General features: G+C 37.5%; 18 protein-coding genes. 10 read left to right on the top strand and 8 right to left on the bottom strand.

Annotated elements, in window-relative coordinates; translation table 11 throughout:
* Nucleotides 1–175 precede the first annotated feature (175 nt).
* Nucleotides 176–1,195 (bottom strand): class 1 fructose-bisphosphatase, encoded by a 1,020-nt coding sequence (gene fbp / locus QWY87_RS00165; protein ID WP_290287198.1) that lies wholly within the window; start codon nucleotides 1,193–1,195, stop codon nucleotides 176–178.
* Between the two features lie 64 nt (nucleotides 1,196–1,259).
* Here fbp and QWY87_RS00160 point away from each other — a divergent pair, with 64 nt between their 5' ends.
* From QWY87_RS00160 to QWY87_RS00150, 3 genes are read left to right on the top strand one after another with little or no spacing between them, the layout of a single operon-like run.
* A complete protein-coding gene (locus QWY87_RS00160; protein WP_290287196.1) occupies nucleotides 1,260–1,739 on the top strand; it encodes a GNAT family N-acetyltransferase in 480 nt (159 codons plus the stop codon).
* Between the two features lie 27 nt (nucleotides 1,740–1,766).
* Nucleotides 1,767–3,020 carry an aspartate kinase gene (locus tag QWY87_RS00155; protein WP_290287194.1) on the top strand — a complete coding sequence of 418 codons (1,254 nt, stop codon included), beginning with the start codon at nucleotides 1,767–1,769 and terminating at the stop codon, nucleotides 3,018–3,020.
* Between the two features lie 7 nt (nucleotides 3,021–3,027).
* Entirely contained in the window at nucleotides 3,028–4,836 is a 1,809-nt protein-coding gene (locus QWY87_RS00150; RefSeq protein WP_290287192.1) for a GNAT family N-acyltransferase, read from the top strand.
* On the opposite strand, the gene QWY87_RS00145 is transcribed toward QWY87_RS00150, so the two are convergent.
* Together QWY87_RS00145 and QWY87_RS00140 are read right to left on the bottom strand one after the other, a co-directional pair.
* A complete protein-coding gene (locus QWY87_RS00145) occupies nucleotides 4,833–5,117 on the bottom strand; it encodes a TM2 domain-containing protein (RefSeq protein ID WP_290287189.1) in 285 nt (94 codons plus the stop codon). The genes QWY87_RS00150 and QWY87_RS00145 overlap by 4 nt on opposite strands.
* The gene (locus tag QWY87_RS00140) at nucleotides 5,118–5,564 is read right to left on the bottom strand and encodes an NINE protein (RefSeq protein WP_290287187.1); all 447 of its coding nucleotides are present in this window, start codon (nucleotides 5,562–5,564) and stop codon (nucleotides 5,118–5,120) included. It lies immediately after the preceding gene.
* 110 nt (nucleotides 5,565–5,674) lie between these two features.
* On the opposite strand from QWY87_RS00140, the gene QWY87_RS00135 reads away from it, so the two are divergent.
* Entirely contained in the window at nucleotides 5,675–6,670 is a 996-nt protein-coding gene (locus QWY87_RS00135; RefSeq protein ID WP_290287186.1) for an NAD(P)H-dependent glycerol-3-phosphate dehydrogenase, read from the top strand.
* A 536-nt stretch (nucleotides 6,671–7,206) separates the two neighbouring features.
* On the opposite strand, the gene QWY87_RS00130 is transcribed toward QWY87_RS00135, so the two are convergent.
* Genes QWY87_RS00130 through QWY87_RS00110 form a run of 5 tightly spaced genes read right to left on the bottom strand, consistent with a single transcriptional unit; the run spans nucleotide 7,207 to nucleotide 12,116 of the window.
* Complete coding sequence (locus QWY87_RS00130; RefSeq protein ID WP_290287185.1) at nucleotides 7,207–8,895, bottom strand: glycerol-3-phosphate dehydrogenase/oxidase; 1,689 nt, start codon at nucleotides 8,893–8,895, stop codon at nucleotides 7,207–7,209.
* Nucleotides 8,861–9,409, bottom strand: a complete 549-nt coding sequence (locus QWY87_RS00125) for a pyridoxamine 5'-phosphate oxidase family protein (protein WP_290287184.1) — start codon at nucleotides 9,407–9,409, stop codon at nucleotides 8,861–8,863. Before QWY87_RS00125 ends, QWY87_RS00130 begins: the two co-directional genes overlap by 35 nt.
* A 6-nt stretch (nucleotides 9,410–9,415) precedes the next feature.
* Nucleotides 9,416–9,811, bottom strand: coding sequence for a hypothetical protein (locus QWY87_RS00120; protein WP_290287183.1), 396 nt, complete (start codon nucleotides 9,809–9,811; stop codon nucleotides 9,416–9,418).
* Nucleotides 9,812–9,820: 9 nt separating this feature from the next.
* Nucleotides 9,821–11,311 carry a glycerol kinase GlpK gene (gene glpK / locus QWY87_RS00115; RefSeq protein ID WP_290287182.1) on the bottom strand — a complete coding sequence of 497 codons (1,491 nt, stop codon included), beginning with the start codon at nucleotides 11,309–11,311 and terminating at the stop codon, nucleotides 9,821–9,823.
* A complete protein-coding gene (locus tag QWY87_RS00110; RefSeq protein WP_290287181.1) occupies nucleotides 11,304–12,116 on the bottom strand; it encodes an MIP/aquaporin family protein in 813 nt (270 codons plus the stop codon). Before QWY87_RS00110 ends, glpK begins: the two co-directional genes overlap by 8 nt.
* Nucleotides 12,117–13,022: 906 nt before the next feature.
* On the opposite strand from QWY87_RS00110, the gene QWY87_RS00105 reads away from it, so the two are divergent.
* The 6 genes from QWY87_RS00105 (at nucleotide 13,023) to QWY87_RS00080 (ending at nucleotide 18,079) form a co-directional block, all read left to right on the top strand.
* Nucleotides 13,023–13,406, top strand: a complete 384-nt coding sequence (locus QWY87_RS00105; protein ID WP_290287180.1) for an endonuclease domain-containing protein — start codon at nucleotides 13,023–13,025, stop codon at nucleotides 13,404–13,406.
* Between the two features lie 403 nt (nucleotides 13,407–13,809).
* Nucleotides 13,810–14,688, top strand: coding sequence for an ACP S-malonyltransferase (fabD, locus tag QWY87_RS00100; RefSeq protein ID WP_290287179.1), 879 nt, complete (start codon nucleotides 13,810–13,812; stop codon nucleotides 14,686–14,688).
* 114 nt (nucleotides 14,689–14,802) lie between these two features.
* The gene (locus QWY87_RS00095) at nucleotides 14,803–15,555 is read left to right on the top strand and encodes an enoyl-CoA hydratase/isomerase family protein (protein WP_290287177.1); all 753 of its coding nucleotides are present in this window, start codon (nucleotides 14,803–14,805) and stop codon (nucleotides 15,553–15,555) included.
* Nucleotides 15,556–15,559: 4 nt separating this feature from the next.
* The gene (locus QWY87_RS00090) at nucleotides 15,560–15,739 is read left to right on the top strand and encodes a hypothetical protein (RefSeq protein WP_290287176.1); all 180 of its coding nucleotides are present in this window, start codon (nucleotides 15,560–15,562) and stop codon (nucleotides 15,737–15,739) included.
* Nucleotides 15,740–16,257: 518 nt separating this feature from the next.
* Nucleotides 16,258–16,959, top strand: a complete 702-nt coding sequence (locus QWY87_RS00085) for a queuosine precursor transporter (protein ID WP_290287174.1) — start codon at nucleotides 16,258–16,260, stop codon at nucleotides 16,957–16,959.
* A 385-nt stretch (nucleotides 16,960–17,344) separates the two neighbouring features.
* Nucleotides 17,345–18,079: a LuxR C-terminal-related transcriptional regulator gene (locus QWY87_RS00080; RefSeq protein ID WP_290287173.1), complete on the top strand. Its 735-nt coding sequence runs from the start codon at nucleotides 17,345–17,347 to the stop codon at nucleotides 18,077–18,079.
* The last annotated feature ends 21 nt before the right edge of the window (nucleotides 18,080–18,100 follow it).

Here is an 18,100-nt window from a genome sequence, read left to right as displayed (position 1 = left end):
TTTGTGCAAATATACTTATTCCAAAATCAAATAAGGACTAAGGATTAAGGACTAAGTTTTAAGGATTAAGTATTTCCGTTTGATGTAGAAAAAAATATTTTTCACTTAACACTTAACACTTAACACTTAACACTTAACACTTAACACTTAACACTTAACACTTAACACTTAACACTTAATAATCAGCACTCTCCGGATACTTCGCCATAAATTCTTCCAGTTTATCAACCATCACCTTACTTCCACAAAAAATGGGTACGCGCTGATGTAATTCAGTCGGTTTGATTTCCATAATTCTTTTGTAGCCATCTGTGGCTTTGGCACCAGCCTGTTCGGCTAGAAAAGCGATTGGATTACATTCGTATAACAATCTCAGTTTCCCTTGCGGCGACTTTGAACTTGTTGGGTACATGTATATACCTCCCTTTATCATATTCCTGTGAAAATCTGACACCAATGACCCTATATAACGAGCAGAATAAGGTCGGTTACCTTCCTCTTCCTGACAATACTTTAAATAATCTTTTACCCCCTGCGGAAAATGAACATAATAGCCCTCATTAATCGAATATATATTTCCATCATCAGGAAACATCATATTTGGATGAGACAAATAATAAGTTCCCATAGCCGGGTTTAGTGTAAATCCGTTAACACCGTGCCCCGTGGTATAGACAATCATTGTAGAAGTTCCGTAGACAACATAACCAGCGGCTACCTGAAGGTTTCCAGGTTGTAAAAAGTCTTCTTTAGTTACTGGAGTGCCAATAGGGGTAACCCTTCTATAAATTGAAAAAATAGTTCCGACAGAAACATTTACATCAATATTTGAAGAACCATCCAAAGGATCAATGAGCACGATATATTTATTGTCATGTGACTTGTTTTTCCCTTCAATTACCACATAATCATCTTCTTCTTCACTGGCGATACCACAGACGATTTCTCTGTTTACCAAAGTTTTCATAAAGATATCATTGGCGTAAACATCCAATTTTTGTTGATCTTCACCTTGAATATTGGTTTCGCCGGCTGCTCCAACAATATCAACCAATCCAGCTTTGTTTACTTCGTGATTTACTACTTTACTTGCCAACTTGATTGAGCTCAAAAGGCGAGACAATTCTCCGGAAGAATATTGAAAATCATTCTGATTCTCAATGATATACTCTCCGAGGGTTTTAGGTTTGTGCATTTTATTTGAGTTTAGAGGATTCGTATACAAATATGGTTATTTTTGTATACTTTAAAACGCAAATATGGAGATAATATTGAGAGAAGGGCAAAAATCTGATATGCCTGCTGTTCTAATGCTAATCAAAGAGTTGGCTAGTTTTGAGAAAGAGGCCAATGCGGTTGAGATTACTGCTGAAGATTTGGAAAGAGATGGTTTTGGAACGTATCCATTGTTTAAGGTGTTTATCGCTGAAAAGAAGGGTGAAATAGTAGGGATGGCTCTTTTTTATGAAAGATATTCTACCTGGAAAGGCAGGTCGATTCATTTAGAAGACCTAATCGTCAAAAAAGCCTTCAGAGGTGAAGGTATAGGCAAGGCACTTTACACCAAGGTATTGTCTTTTGCCCATCAGAAAGAGTTGAAAAGGGTATCTTGGGAAGTACTTGACTGGAATAAGGTTGCTGTTGATTTTTATGTATCTACAGGGGCCAAAATTCTTGATGGATGGCAGGTAGTGCATATGAATGAGCATTCTTTACAGAACTTTATAGCACAAGAATAATTTATTTGGATTGTTTAAATAGAATCAATGGAGGTATTTAAATTCGGGGGAGCTTCAGTAAAAGACGCCAATGGCGTCAGAAATCTTGTATCAACACTGCATAAATTGGATAAAAAGGAAGTACTCATTGTGATTTCAGCAATGGGGAAAATGACCAATGCATTTGAAGACCTTGTCAATGCTTATTTTTTAAAAACGGATAAGCTTCAACAGGTTTTTGGAGCAATCAAAAGCTTTCATTTTGATATCATTGATCGGTTAGATTTTAAAGAGAATGACTTTGTTGCCGAGCAAGTTGAGGCTGTATTTTTTGAAATCACACAGTTTTTTAATCAGAATCAGGAAACAGATTACGATTATATTTACGATCAGGTTGTTAGTAGGGCCGAATTTCTTTCCACAAGAATTTGTAGCGCCTATTTGAATGATGTAGGCCTTATAAATACCTGGCTTGATGTTAGAGAGTGCATTAAAACGAATAGCGATTTTAGGCGGGCAAAGGTTAACTGGGATAAAACATCCGAGGGAATCTTAAAGCATGTCGACACATCGTCAATAACAATAACCCAGGGATTTATTGGGAAAGATAACAAGGGAAGAACTACTACTCTCGGTAGAGAAGGTTCTGATTATACTGCAGGAATTTTTGCTTTTTGTCTGGATGCTAAAGAGGTGTCTATTTTCAAGGATGTTCAAGGGGTGCTCAATGCGGATCCCAGGGAATTTGAGCAGACAACTTTGATTGAAGAAATATCCTATAGAGAAGCCATAGAAATGGCCTTTTATGGTGCTTCAGTGATTCATCCTAAGACATTACAACCATTACAGCGCAAAGGAATACCGCTAAGGGTAAGGTCATTTCTGGCTCCCGAAAAAAAAGGAACCTATGTAGGAAGTGAACTCGATATTGTGCCGGAAATCCCTTGTTTTATAGTCAAGAAAAATCAGATCTTGATTTCAGTAGCTGACAAAGAATTCCATTTTGTTATGGAACAGGATATTAGTGAAATCTTTAAATTACTTCATGAGTTCAAAGTCAAAGCCAATATGATTCAAAACTCGGCGATAAGTTTTTCGCTGTGTATTGAGGATAATTTTAATAATTTTAAGGAGTTGATGGCCAAACTGAAACCAAAGTATAAAGTGAAATACAATGAAAATGTCAGTTTGTATACCATCAGGCATTTTAATGAGGAAGTGGTGTCAACCATAGAAGATAGCAAAGAAGTGCTATTGAAACAAAGAAGCAGAGAAACTGTCCAACTAATTGTAAAAGGTTAAGCCACATATGGGTCTCGTAAGTTCAAAGGAAATAGCCAAGGTTATTCAACTCGATAAAATGGGATGGATGGGCACTTTTTTTGGATGGATGTTATTAAAGGTCTTGAGAATTTCAGAGTTAAACAGGGTATATGAGCGGCATATGCACAAAGAAGACATCGAATTCCTGGACGGCGTTTTGGGAGATTTTCAGATCGATTTTGAAATACCGGAAGAAGATTTAGCAAGAATTCCAAAAGATGGCGCCTTTATTACGGTGTCTAATCATCCATTGGGTGGAATCGATGGGATATTGTTGTTAAAATTGTTACTTGAAAAAAGACCTGACTATAAGATTATTGCAAACTTCCTGTTGCACAGAATCTTGCCTTTAAAAAAATATGTGATGCCTGTGAATCCTTTTGAGGAACACAAAGACGCTAAATCAAGTATAACGGGTGTTAAAAATGCCTTGGTTCATTTAAGCAAAGGCTACCCATTAGGGATCTTTCCTGCAGGTGAAGTTTCAACTTATAAGGACGGAAAGTTAGTCGTTGATAAACCCTGGGAAGAAGGAGCCATCAAGATTATTAAAAAGGCTAAAGTACCGGTTATACCAATTTATTTTCATGCCAAAAACAGCAAGTTGTTCTATTTCTTGTCAAATATGAGCGATACGCTGCGTACAGCAAAACTACCCTCTGAATTACTCACTCAAAAGCACAGACTGATCAAAGTTAGAATTGGGAAGCCCATATCCGTAAAAGACCAAGATGCATTTACAAGCCTGGAGGATTTCCATCAATATTTAAGGAAGAAGACCTATATGCTGGCAAATCCTTTCGAAAAAAACAGCTCTTATATCAATCCCAATAATTTCAAATTACCAAAATCTCCCAAAAAGATTATTGAGCCAGTGGATGCAGACTTGATCAGTAAAGAATTAAAGGTGTTGGATGAAAACGATTCCTTACTTTTTACGAGTAAGACCTACAGAATTTATTTGGCAGATAGCAAAGATATTCCGAACATATTAAATGAAATAGGGCGCTTAAGAGAGTTAACTTTTAGAGCGGTAGGGGAAGGAACTAATAAGCCTTTAGACCTAGACGAATTTGACAAAATTTACAAGCATTTATTTCTTTGGGATGATGTGGGTAAGCAATTAGTGGGAGCCTATAGAATGGGTCTGGGAAAAGACATTTTTAAGAAGCAAGGCATTGAAGGTTTTTATGTCAATGACCTTTTTAAGATAGAACCGGAGTTGTATGACATGATGGAAAGTACCATAGAAATGGGAAGGGCATTTATCATAAAAAGTTACCAGCAGCGGCCCATGCCCTTGTTTTTACTTTGGAAGGGTATCGTTCATGTCACGTTGAGGTATCCCGAATATAAATACCTTATGGGAGGCGTTAGTATCAGTAATAAATTTTCTAATTTTTCGAAATCCCTGATGATCGAATTCATGAAATCTCATTATTACGACCCGTTTATTGCCCAATATGTTTCTCCAAAAAAAGAGTATAAGGTCAAATTGAATGTTGCCGATAAAGACTTTGTTTTTGACACCACTAAGGCTGATATGAACAAGTTTGATAAAATAATAGATGAGATCGAACCTGGTGATTTGAGACTCCCGGTCTTAATGAAAAAATATGTCAAACAAAATGCCAGGCTTGTAGGCTTTAATGTGGATCCTAAATTCAATAATGCTGTTGACGGGCTAATGTATATTCGTATAGCAGATCTTCCTGAAAGTACTGTAAAACCGGTTATGGAAGAATTCCAGAAGGAACTCGAAAGGAAATTAAACCACGAGAATTCAACAAGCTAAAACCAACCTTTTTTATTTTCCTGATACATCTGATAAAACTCTTCGTCAGACTTAGTGAGGTAAACAATACCTTCGATCAAGCCGATAAGGGAAATAAAAATTGCTCCTATGCCACAGGTTAGCACTGAAATTAATAACATGGTCAGCCCTTCATTTTGATATCCTAAAACAAATTTATGAACGCCAAAAACTCCTAATAAAATCCCGAGAACTCCGGCAAGTATTCTTTTATTCTCCTGAGGAGCTGGCAATTTATTGCCTAATTCGTCAACTATTTCCATTTAAAACCAAGGTTTTCTTCCGATCTGATAGGTTTGATAAAACTCTTCATCAGACTTTGTTAAATAAATAATTCCTTCAATTAATCCTACCAAAGCAACAAGTCCGGCTAAAAAACCAAAACTTAATAAGCTGACAACTAACATAATGATACCTTCTTTTTGATAACCGAGGATGAATTTATGAATCCCCAAAGAACCAAAAATAATGGCAATTATGCCTGCCACAATCCTTTTGCTTTGATGATCGGAAGTAAACTGTTCGTATACTTCCTTGGCGCCTTCCGTAAAATCGGAGGCAGTCGATTTGGCTTCTTCCTGAAATTCCTGGGTATTTTCATCAATATCCTTGGCAATTTCTTTGGCTTTGTCCTTTAGTTTCTGGGCTCCTTCTTTCAGATCATTCTTCAGATCCTTCTTAGCATTTTCATTTTTATCAGTATCACTCATAACACAGCTATTTTGGATGAATCACTAACAAATTTATAGAATTTAATAATCAAAACCTATCCTTCTTAGTTCTTTAAATTTTACTACTTTTGGTACATATTGATCAATATATGCAATCGAAACATAAAGTAGCAGTAATAGGAGGAGGAAGCTGGGCAACAGCTATAGTTAAGATGTTATGTGAAAATTTGAATGAGGTTGGCTGGTATATGCGCAGTCATTATATCATTGAACACATTAAATTAAACAAGCATAATCCTCATTATTTGAGTTCTGCCTATTTTGACCCCAATAAACTTTATTTTTCTGAAGACATCAATGAGATGATCGAGTATGCAGATTACCTGATATTCGCCGTTCCATCTGCCTTTGTACAGGCAGAATTAGAAAAAATCACGACATCCCTCGAGGGGAAAGTTATTTTTTCAGCCATAAAGGGTATTGTTCCCGAGTCTGGTCTGATTGTAGGCGAGCATTTTAATGAAATACTAAAGGTTCCCTTTGAAAATATAGGTGTTATTACAGGCCCTTGTCATGCAGAAGAAGTGGCTATGGAACGACTATCTTACCTTACCATAGCTTGCCAGGATGAGCGTAAGGCTGAAATTCTTGCGGATAAATTATCAGGGAGGTATATCAAGACAAAAATTTCTGATGACATCATCGGTACAGAATATGCGGCCATGTTAAAAAACATTTTCGCGATTGCTGCTGGAATGGCACATGGTTTAGGTTATGGAGATAATTTTCAGGCGGTTTTGATGTCTAATGCGATCAGAGAAATGAAGCGCTTCATCAAAAAGATCCATAAGATGAAACGAAACATCAATAATTCGGCCTATTTAGGGGATTTATTGGTTACGGGTTATTCTGTTTTTAGTAGGAATAGAATGTTCGGAAACATGATAGGGAAAGGATATACCGTTAAATCTGCTATGCTTGAAATGAGTATGGTGGCAGAAGGTTATTATGCCACAAAAAGTGCCTATAATATCAACCAGAAGAACGGTGCGGATACGCCTATCATTAATTCGGTTTATCGAATCCTTTATGAGAATAAGGATGCGAAGGAAGAGTTTAAAAAGCTTACTGATATTATTAACTAGGAGATTGGGAATTAAGCCATTACACACCCCTGACCTGTCGGTCCTCCCCTCTCAAGAGGGGATCCATTCAGTAGATATTTTGTAAACAGTAGTTAAAAATGCAATGCGATGGTATTCAGATGAATCCATATTCTTAGCATTGTTTGTTTCTTAATTATGATGTGGAATCCTCCCCCCGTGAGAAGGGATCTCTTCAGTATAAAATATGTAAAAAGTAGTTAATATTGCATTACGATGGTATTCAGATGATTTCATATTCGTAGGGTTTTTATTTCTTAATTATGATGTGGAATCCTCCCCTCTTGAGAGGGGATCTCTTCACTATAAAACATGTAACCAGTAGTTAATAATGCAATGTGATGATATTCAAATGAATTCATAATCATACTATTGTTTATTGCTCAAATATGATGTGGAATCCTCCCCTCTTGAGAGGGGAAATCCGACGTAGGAGGATAGGGGTGTATTCCATTATAGAATGATTAACTATATAAGAATAAGACACCATCACGAATTCTTAAAACAAAGCAGAAAGATTATTTGAATTCAGTAATCTTTTTAAAGGTCTTGTCTAAAATTTCTTTTTCTCTTCTAAAAGTATCTTTATCCCAACTGAAATAATTGGAGAACTCTTTTAATATCGGGTCTTTAAGCATTTGTAAGGTGTCTGGATCAAAGAATAACCGACCACTTCTTCTCTCGAAAAAATCCAAGGGTTTGCTTATCATTTCATGATGTATTCCGAACCATAGTTCAGCCTTGGCCAGCCTAATTTCAATGTCTTGTTCAGGAATTTCTTTGAAACGATCAAGAATGGTATCTGTCTGTCTTCCATAACGGTGCACGAGCCCTTCGATGGTTGATTTGTCAAATCCAAAGGCTTTCCATTCCTGATAAACTTTATTGGTATATACTTTGACTGCTTTGTAGTTTTTAAATGGATCTTGAATCAAATCAATTTTTTCAGTTTGCACTTCTTTGAGATCCATCTCATATTGTTTGGATGCTCTTTTAGAAACAACGTCTACAACTCGTTCAGCCATTTTTCTATAACCTGTCAGTTTACCCCCGGCTATGGAAATTAGCCCAGAGTCAGACTCAAAAATTTCATCTTTTCGCGATAGCTCTCCAGCCGATTTTCCCTCTTCGTATATCAAAGGCCTTAAACCGGCCCAACTTGATATGATATCTTCCAGTTGTAATTCGATCTCAGGAAACATATTGTTTACGGCTTTTACGAGATAAAGGGCATCTACTAATTCAACTTCAACTGTTTCAGGAGCAGCCTCAAATTTTGTATCGGTTGTACCTACATAAGTTACTTTACCTCTCGGAATAGCAAAGATCATCCTCCCATCGGGAACATCAAAATAAACAGATTGTTTGACTGGTAACTTTTCATATGGAAATACAATGTGCACTCCCTTGGTGAGTTGTAAACTTTTTGACCTATTGGCCTGTGGATCCATATCTTCTCTCAAGGTATCCACCCATGGCCCGGTCGCATTGACCACATACCTCGCTTTGATTGGAATTTTGTTTGAAGTGAATCGATCAGTTGCCAAAGCGCCATCAACCAGACCATCAGTATAGCTTAATTGAGAGATCTCACAATAATTCAATGCCAAGGTCCCTAGTCTAACAGCGGTCTTTAATACTTCGATGGTTAAACGGGCATCATCAGTTCTATATTCTGCATAAAACCCTGAGCCCTCTAATATGTCTTCAGGCAAAAGCGGTTCTTTTTCAAGTGTCGTTTTTTTATCGAGCATAAGCCTTCTATCATCTCCTTCAACATTAGCCAGGATATCATATATTTTCAAGCCTATTGAAGTAAGCCACGAACCGTAGGTGCCATTTTCAATAATTGGAAGAATCATTTTATCAGGAACCACCAAATGAGGTGCCAATTGATGTATGATGGCTCGTTCGGAGCCTACTTCTTTTACCAGCCAGAAATCGAATTGTTTTAGATAGCGCAGGCCACCGTGAATCAACTTGGTAGATTTGGAACTGGTTCCTGAGGCGAAGTCATTTTGCTCAACCAAAGCAACTTTTAATCCCCTGCTTATGGCATCTAATGCAATACCGGCACCGGTAATCCCTCCTCCAATAACAAGTAGGTCAAAGTCTTCATTTTCTAAACGGCTTATAGCTTTGTCGCGATGCAGGTTTGAGAATGAATCCATACTAATATCCTTCCTGAATCTTGGTAGGAATACCATCAATGCTTAGTTCATTCTTTTCCTTCCAATATTCTTTGATACCTTCTTCACCTTTATTCTGTGCCCAGTCATCTAATTGAAGTCTTTCTTCTTTAAAATCAAAATAAGGAATAGACATACCACATGATGTTTGCACCATTTCAATATCTATCTCAATAATCTGACGTGTACCGGCCTGTTTTGGAAACAACTCAACAACCGACGACCATTGCTCATCATTAGGATTGATCACCTTTCCTTTTCCATAGAGTCTTAAGATCATGGGGGCTCCTTCAAAGGCACAGAACATAATTGTAATACGCCCGTCTGTACTGATGTGTGCGGCCGTTTCGTTTCCGCTACCTGTTAAGTTGAGCCACAGCACCTTGTTTTTATCGATGACTCTAAAACTGTCCATTCCCTTTGGAGACAAATTGATCCTGCTTTGATCAGTTGCAGTGGCTACAAAGAATATTTTTTGTGCCGCAATGAATTTTTGAATTCGTTGGTTAATGTGGTCGTATTGTTTGGCCATAATTTGTTATTTAAGGATAATGCCTCTTTTGTTAAGGATGTCTATATGTCGTAAAGCCCCTTCTTTAAAACTGTTTTTCTTTAGAGTAAATTCTTTTTCGAACATTTTATTGTTTTCGAAAAAAGTAACTTTAAAATGGTTGTTAAGCGCCATTAACGCTTCCTGCATGAGCTCAACCTTAGCAAATGAATTAGGAGGTAAGGTTTCTATTTTATGCCTCATGGTTGAAGTGCTCCGTTCGCCATCGCTTCCCTGAGTTACAATGAGTACCATTTCAAGGGCTACTTCTTTATGGTTGATAAGGTAGGCATAATGATCATTTGATTTGAAGGCTTCATTATATTCCTGGCTGATAGCAAGGCTTACATTTTCAACTTTCGGGATGTTTATGTCTTTTTTCATATTTCTTTGCTAGTCAGTCTCCCAATCCATAGACCTTGAGACGGCCTTTTTCCAGGTGGCATACATTTTTACTCTTTTCTCTTCTTCCATTGCCGGATGAAACTCTTTTTCAATTTTTCTATTCTTTAAAATATCCTCTTTTTTCCATAGCCCTACACCAATACCGGCCAAATAAGCTGCACCAAGTGCGGTTGATTCTATAATTTCCGCTCTTTCTACTTTGGTATTCAGCATATCTGCCTGAAACTGCATTAAATAATTATTGGCACAGGCACCTCCATCCACTTTTAGTGAAGTCAGCGGTACTCCGGAATCTTCTTCCATGGCAAGAATCAGGTCTTTACTGCGATAGGCCAGTGATTCCAGTGTGGCCTTTATCAGATGGTTTTTGCCTGTATCTCGAGTCAGCCCAAAGATCGAGCCTCTGGCATCCATATCCCAATAAGGAGCTCCTAATCCTGCAAAGGCAGGCACTACATATACGCTGCTGTCTCCATCAACCTGATTGGCAAAATATTCTGAATCTTTTGCATGATCAATGAGTTGTAAGCCGTCTCTTAACCATTGTATGGCAGCTCCAGCAATAAATACACTTCCTTCAAGGGCATATTGTACTTTTCCATCAATTCCCCAGGCAATAGTTGTCAACAAACCATTAGAAGAAAATTTTGGTTTTTTCCCGGTATTCATCAGCAAGAAACAACCTGTTCCATAGGTGTTTTTTGTCTCTCCTTTTTTAAAACAAGCCTGACCAAACAAGGCAGCCTGCTGATCACCTGCGATGCCATTGATTGGGATAACGTGCTCATCGAACGAGAAATCTCCAAAATGGAAACTCGAAGGTCTCACTTGAGGAAGCATTGATGCTGGAATGTCGAGCCTCTCTAACATCTGTTGATCCCATTCCAGGTCTTTGATATTATAAAGCATGGTTCGGGAAGCGTTGGAATAATCGGTAGCGTGAACTTTCCCCTTTGTAAGGTTCCAAAGTAGCCAGGTGTCAACGGTTCCAAATAAAAGCTGATCATTTTTGCTCATCTCTCTTGCCTTGGGTACATTGTCAAGTATCCATTTTATTTTTGTAGCTGAAAAATAGGAGTCTATGACCAGACCGGTATTGAAATGAACATATTGGTTCAGATTTACATCAGCTTTAAGTTCTTTACAATACTTACTGGTTCTGACATCTTGCCAGACAATAGCGTTGTAAATGGGTTCTCCTGTTTTCTTGTTCCAAACAATAGTAGTTTCCCTTTGATTGGTGATGCCAATTGACAGTACATCTTTAAAGTCAATATTTTGATCACGCATTACGTTGTGCATGGTCTCTAGCTGAGATTGATAAATTTCAACCGCATTTTGTTCAACCCATCCATGCTTGGGATAGATCTGTTCCGTTTCCTTTTGAGAGATACCGTAGATTTTACCTGTATCGTCGAACAAAACGGTACGTGAACTGGTTGTGCCCTGATCTAAGGCAAGAATATATTTTTTAGACATGATCCTTATTTTTTTGAGATTGTATGTTGTTGACCACTACGGAGATAAAAATAGCCGCTACGATGGCTAAAACAATTCCATATCGAATTTGAAAATCATTTTTATAAAGCAATTGATAGCAGGACGCGCCTAAGAAGCTTCCCAGAATAGGTCCGATTATTGGAACAAAGGCGTATTTCCAATCTGAATTTCCTTTTCCGTGTATAGGAAGTAAAAAATGTGCCAGTCGCGGCCCGAAATCTCTTGCCGGATTTATGGCAAATCCTGTTGTACCTCCTAAGGCAAATCCAATGACCATGATCAAGGCGCCAACTACTAGCGGATTTAGACCTTCTGTAAAAGTAGTTGTACCCATAAATAGCAAACTAAAAATCAATACAGCTGTTCCGATAATCTCAGAAATCATGTTGTGCACATAGGATCTCACAGCAGGAATGGTAGCAAAGCTGCCTAATTTAGCTGCCGGATCATCTGTTCTAGACCATAAAGGAATATAAAATATCCAGACAATAAAAGCGCCACAAAATGCTCCAGCTACTTGAGATAAAATATAACCAGGAACTTTGCCCCAAGGAAATTCTCCAACAAAAGCGAACCCCAGTGTCACTGCAGGATTAATATGTGCTCCACTAATACTACCCACGCCATAGATGGCAAAAGTTACCGCCAATCCCCAACTTACAACAATAGTATTCCAACCAGACCCAAAGGATTTCGAGTCTTTTAAAACAACTCCGGCCACTACGCCTCCACCAATCAGGATTAAAAAAAAGGTTCCTAGGAATTCAGCGAGGTATATGGACATAGGTTTGGTTTTGTTTAGGACAAATTACGATTTTTTCTGAAAAAACCGGTTTTTGTTTTTTTTTGAAAAACACACCCCTATCCTCCTACGTCGGATTTCCCCTCTTAAGAGGGGAGGACTCCCCACCATAATCAAGGATTAAATCTATTTCGAATCATGAATTAATTCAGGTAATGATGTAATGTTCTTCTTTAGCCAGGTTAGTTTCCCCTCTTGAGAGGGGATGGCCGACAGGCCAGGGGTGTGTTTTAAAGTCGGATAGCAGAAAGGTGATGGGTTTGAATTCTGAGAGCAAGAACCGACAGGGCAGAGGGTGTGTATTAAGAGGAGGTAGCCGGAAGGCTAAGGGTATATAATATTAATGGTTTAAAAACCCATTAGTTTTTTTGCGAGTTTTTCATGGATGGACTCCTCCCCTCTTGAGAGGGGAAGAACCGCTAGGTTCAGGGGTGTGTTTTGAGAGGGGGCGAACCGATAGGCTAAAGGATCTGTATTGAGAGGAGTTAGCCGCAAGGCTGAAGATGTTTAATATTAATGGTTTAAAAATCCATTAGTTTTTTTTACGAGTTTTTCTTGCATGGACTTCTCCCCTCTTGAGAAGGGAAGAACCGCTAGGTTCAGGGGTGTGTTTTGAAAGAGAGCGAACCGATAGGCTAAAGGATCTGTATTGAGAGGAGTTAGCCGCAAGGCTGAAGATGTTTAATATTAATGGTTTAAAAACCCATTAGTTTTTTTACGAGTTTTTAATGGATGGATTCTCCCCTCTAGAGAGGGGAAGAACCCATAGGTTCAGGGGTGTGTTTTGAAAGAGGAAGAACAGACAGGCTAGGGGTACATAAATAATGAACTTGAATACATCAAATGTTAACCTGTATTAACAAATTCACTAACTCTTAAAACGTAACAATGAAAAAAAGAAAAATAATCCCATACCAATCTCATTTAACAAAATTTACCAGAATTCTCAGGAATAATTCAACAAAATCGGAGATCTTTTTATGGATGAAATTAAAAAGAAAACAAATGTATGGGTATGATTTTAACCGGCAAAAACCTATCGACAATTATATTCTAGATTTCTATTGTTCTGAATTGAATTTAGGAATCGAACTAGATGGATATTCACATGAATTCATTGAGGTAATCGAAAAGGATTCTGTGAAGACTTTAAGATTGAAGAATCTGGGGATAACTATTTTAAGATTCTCTGACGATCAAGTTTTTAATGATATGGATAATGTTTTATGGGAAATCGAGACTTATATTTTGAAGTTTGAGGAGGAAGGTTGATTCCGATTACCTTTAACACACCCCTATCCTCCTGCGTCGGATTTCCCCTCTCAAGAGGGGAGGACTTCCCATCAAAATTATAAATTAAATCTATTATGAATCATGAATTAATTCAGGTAATGATGCATTGTTCTTTTTAGCCACGCGAGCTTCCCCTCTCAAGAGGGGAGGACCACATGATTATAAATCCAAAATCAACAATCTTCAATCAACAATCCCTGCTGCAGAGGCAGATGGGTCAAATCAAATCTATTTCAGTATAAGACATATAATTCGAAATTCCTTGTTCGGAATTCGAAATTCAACTCGCCTGCCGAAGAGGCTGGTATCATCAATCTCTAATCTAACATCATCAATCTAAATTGATTTCTGTACTTTTGTTAAACAACAAAAACATTTAAAAATGAAAGCATACATATTCCCTGGTCAGGGAGCTCAATTTTCAGGAATGGGATTGAATCTTTTTGAAAGTTCTCCATTGGCTAAAGATCTTTTTAACCAAGCTAATAATATTTTAGGTTTTTCCATTACCGATATTATGTTCGAAGGCTCTGTAGATGATCTTAAGCAAACCAAAGTAACACAGCCTGCCATCTTTTTACACTCGGTGATATTGGCGAAAACTTTAGGAGATGATTTTAAACCTGAAATGGTAGCAGGTCATTCACTAGGTGAGTTTTCTGCGCTTGTTGCAAACGGTGCTTTGTCTTTTGATGCAGCGCTTGAGTTGGTTTCTCAACGAGCTCAAGCCATGCAAAAAGCTTGCGAATTGCAGCCTTCGACCATGGCGGCGATACTTAGTCTAGAGGATAGTCTTGTGGAAGAAATCTGTGAGAATACTCCCGGAATTGTTGTGGCAGCGAATTACAACTGTCCAGGCCAATTAGTAATTTCTGGTGAAATCGAAGCGATCAATCTAGCTTGTGAAACTGCTAAAGAAAAAGGTGCTAGAATGGCAATGGTTCTTCCTGTAGGTGGAGCTTTTCATTCTCCGTTAATGGAACCAGCCAGAGAACAATTGGCTGCTGCTATAGAAAATACAAGTTTCGAAAAACCATCTTGCCCGATATATCAAAACGTTACAGCAAGTGCTGTTATCGACCCTACTGAAATAAAAAAGAACCTCATGGCGCAATTAACTGCTCCTGTGAAATGGACACAAACCATTCAGCAAATGATTGCCGATGGGGGTACTGAATTTATCGAATTAGGTCCTGGTAAAGTATTACAAGGCTTGATGAGAAAAATTGATAGAAGTGTTACGACTAGCGGGATGAGCTAAAATTTGATCGAAGATTGGACCTGCCTGCCGGCAGGCAGGTATTGAAGATTGGAGATTTTTGATTTCAGAATAAAAAGATCTCCATCCTAATATTAATTCATTACATCATTAACTATGGCTGGTTCTATTTTTACCCATATTGATCATTATATCGCAACAGTAACTTTTTCGCATCCGCAAAGCAATTCTTTTCCTGGAGACTTACTTCAAAAATTGGTAGAGACCTTTGATCGATTATCCACAGATGATAAAGTTCGGGTCATTGTGCTTCAGAGCGAAGGAGAAAAAACTTTCTGTGCCGGGGCTTCGTTTGATGAACTGATGGCCATTAATGATCTCGAAAGTGGTAAATCCTTTTTCTCTGGTTTTGCAAACCTGATTAATGCTATGAGGAAGTGTTCCAAAATCATCATTGGGCGCGTTCAGGGTAAATCAGTTGGTGGAGGTGTTGGAATTCTGGCTTCTTGTGACTATGTTTTTGCTACTGAAGCAGCTGATATCAAACTCTCTGAATTAAGCATCGGTATTGGCCCCTTTGTCATTGCTCCAGCTCTGGAAAGAAAAATGGGCGTTTCTGCATTCAGTGAATTAAGCCTTGACGCCAAAAACTGGAAAACAGCCTATTGGGCACAAAAGAAGGGTCTATTTAACAGGGTCTTTGAAACCATTCGAGATATGGATGAAGGTATAGATTTTCTTAGCCTTCAACTTTCTCAATACAACCCCGAAGCACTGTTTGAAATGAAAAAGGTTTTTTGGGAAGGAACCGAACACTGGGATGAATTATTACTACAAAGAGCAGAAATAAGTGGCAAACTAGTTCTCTCTGATTTTACAAAAAAAGCATTAGCTAAATTTAGATCTTAGGTTTATGAAGTATTTAATTCTCTTAACATTACTTCAGGTTGACATCGAAGAAAAAATGAAAAATGCACCAGATAAAGGCTATGAAATCGGAGTCACCATTGGCACCTATTTGCCTTTTGTCATTCTTGTTGTTATAGCTTATTTGATGTTTAGTAGGTTTAAGAATAGGAAAGATTTAGATTAATGAATTCTTCTGTCCTTTTGCCTTGATGCAAAAGAACGAAAAATTACTCAGGAATCTATTTGCTTTCAAAGGATTCATGAATCTTCGATTTCAAGACTCATTTCAATTAGCTCCGCTGAATCTTCGATTTCTCTGTAGCTTCTCCTCATTATTTTCTCCACCGCAGCCTGAACCGTTTCACTTTTTGGCTGCTGCTCTTTACCTTCCTAAAATAATTCGGAAGCTAAAACGAGAATTCAAATAGGTCGAAAACAATCCTAAGAATAATCTTATTCCAAAGAGCGTTAATTAAATCGAATCTTTTACGGTAGTGTAGTTTGATAAGCGCGTTAAGAATTTTTGAAGCCCTGCAGGAAATTTAGCGCTTGAAAAACGGTTTTTAAGCGTTCGACAGAAAAGATTAAAAAACACCTTCGTAAAAGGCTCCTTTTCCTGCCTCACCGGCAGGCGGGTTTGGATCGTTTTTTTTTGGAGAAGCAAAAAAATGATTGGAAAGTATAAATCCTTATTTTAGCTCCATGAACTCAAAACCTCTCTCAGAAAAGGACAAGCCTCTTGCTTTTAATATCTTTTTAATTCTAGCGGCGATTTTTATTTCCTCTTTGGTGGTTTCCAATCTCATCTTTCAAAAATTCTTTTCCTGGAATTTTTTGGGTTGGTATAATTTTGAAATATCGGTTGGTATTTTACCATATCCTATCACTTTTTTAGTAACAGATCTGATCTCTGAGATCTATGGTAAAAAGAAAGCAAATCAGGTTGTCATAACCGGGATTTTTGCTTCAGCTTTTTCATTGTTGATCATTATGTTATCTGATGCAGCAACAGCCACAGAATGGTCGCCTATTGGAAATGAAGTTTTTCACAGCGTATTTGGGCTATCGGCTTTGGCAGTTTTCGCTTCAGCGATGGCTTATTTGGTAGCGCAATTTGTTGATATCAGGATTTATCACTTCTGGAAAGTCAAAACCAAAGGAAGGCATTTGTGGTTGAGAAATAACTTTTCGACTATTGCTTCACAGTTTCTGGATACGTTTTCAGTACTCTTTTTATTATGTTCTTTTGGCGTAATTGAATGGGATCTCTTTGGTATTTTACTACTCAATGGGTTTTTATTTAAATTGCTGGTAGCACTATTAGACACCCCAATTCTTTACGTTTTTGTTTACTGGTTTAGAGCAAGATTTAAGCTCGAGCCCCACGAAGAGATTGAACTGTAAATTCCAATGATTTCTATAAGAATGAAATATACCTTCTAGAGGGTATTGACAAGTGACACTTTAGTATTTACTTTTACAGTAACAATTTTCCCGAACTAAAGATGTTCTTTGAGCGTCTTTACAGTGTAAGGATCTTTAGGGAGACCTCTTCGGAGGTCTCTACTTTATTTTGAATTAATAATTTTTCCCCTCGAGCATAGAAATGATTAAATTTCTAGCTATTTGCTTTAGCCCATGATTTAAGCCAAAATTATGGGCTATTTTATTGAACTCAAAACTTCTTCAATTAATTCTTAATTATATTTCGGCTTCAACATACCCTCATAAGGGTATGCATTGGTTTGTTATTTGCACTATATTGTGCACTTGATTCTAATGCCCCTGAATGAAAACAAAAACTATAGAACAGTTTATTGATGATATTGCAAAACATTATCCTCCACACACAAAAGTGGAAGGAAGTATTAATGACCTGGAGAAAATAAAGTTTAACAAGAATGAATGTTTATTTGTCTGGGATCTGCGATTGGGTGAAATGGTCTTTAAAAGAGGTTTTATAAACCTTTTGGGTTTTCAGAATGAAGATGTCAATCTCGAAAAATTTGGAGCATTGTTTCATCCTGAAGACCAAGAATACATTTATCGATTAGGGCAGGCGGCTATACGTCATTCTATAAAGCACCCTGAATTAAATTCGGACTTCTGCCTGTATGTGTCGCATAGAATAAAAAAATCTAATGGAGATTATATCAAAATAATGGCACAATCTTCACCACATAGTATTGACAACCAGGGGTTAATCTCTAGCTTTTTAGTAAAACTAAGCGATATCAGTTTTGTTGACACAACAGATGCTGTTCAGTATAAGTTCTTAGCCAACAGCCTTGATGATGAGTTGTTTCATGATTTGGTTTATGATAAGAATAAATCGATTTTCACACCTCGCGAGTTAGAAATAATCAAAGAAATACAAAAAGGCATGTCAAATTTTCAAATTGCAGAAAATCTTCGAATTTCAAAGTTTACAGTAGAGACCCATCGTAAGAAAATTATGAAAAAGAGCGAATCCCATTCAGCGGAGGAGTTGATTTTATTTTGTCAACGAAATGGTGTTCTTTAATTTTAAAAATGATTGTTAAAC

Origin of the sequence: Lutimonas halocynthiae, assembly GCF_030409835.1 — a bacterium.
In the GTDB taxonomy this organism is placed as follows: domain Bacteria; phylum Bacteroidota; class Bacteroidia; order Flavobacteriales; family Flavobacteriaceae; genus Lutimonas; species Lutimonas halocynthiae.
This window is presented reverse-complemented; position numbering and strand designations above follow the sequence as displayed.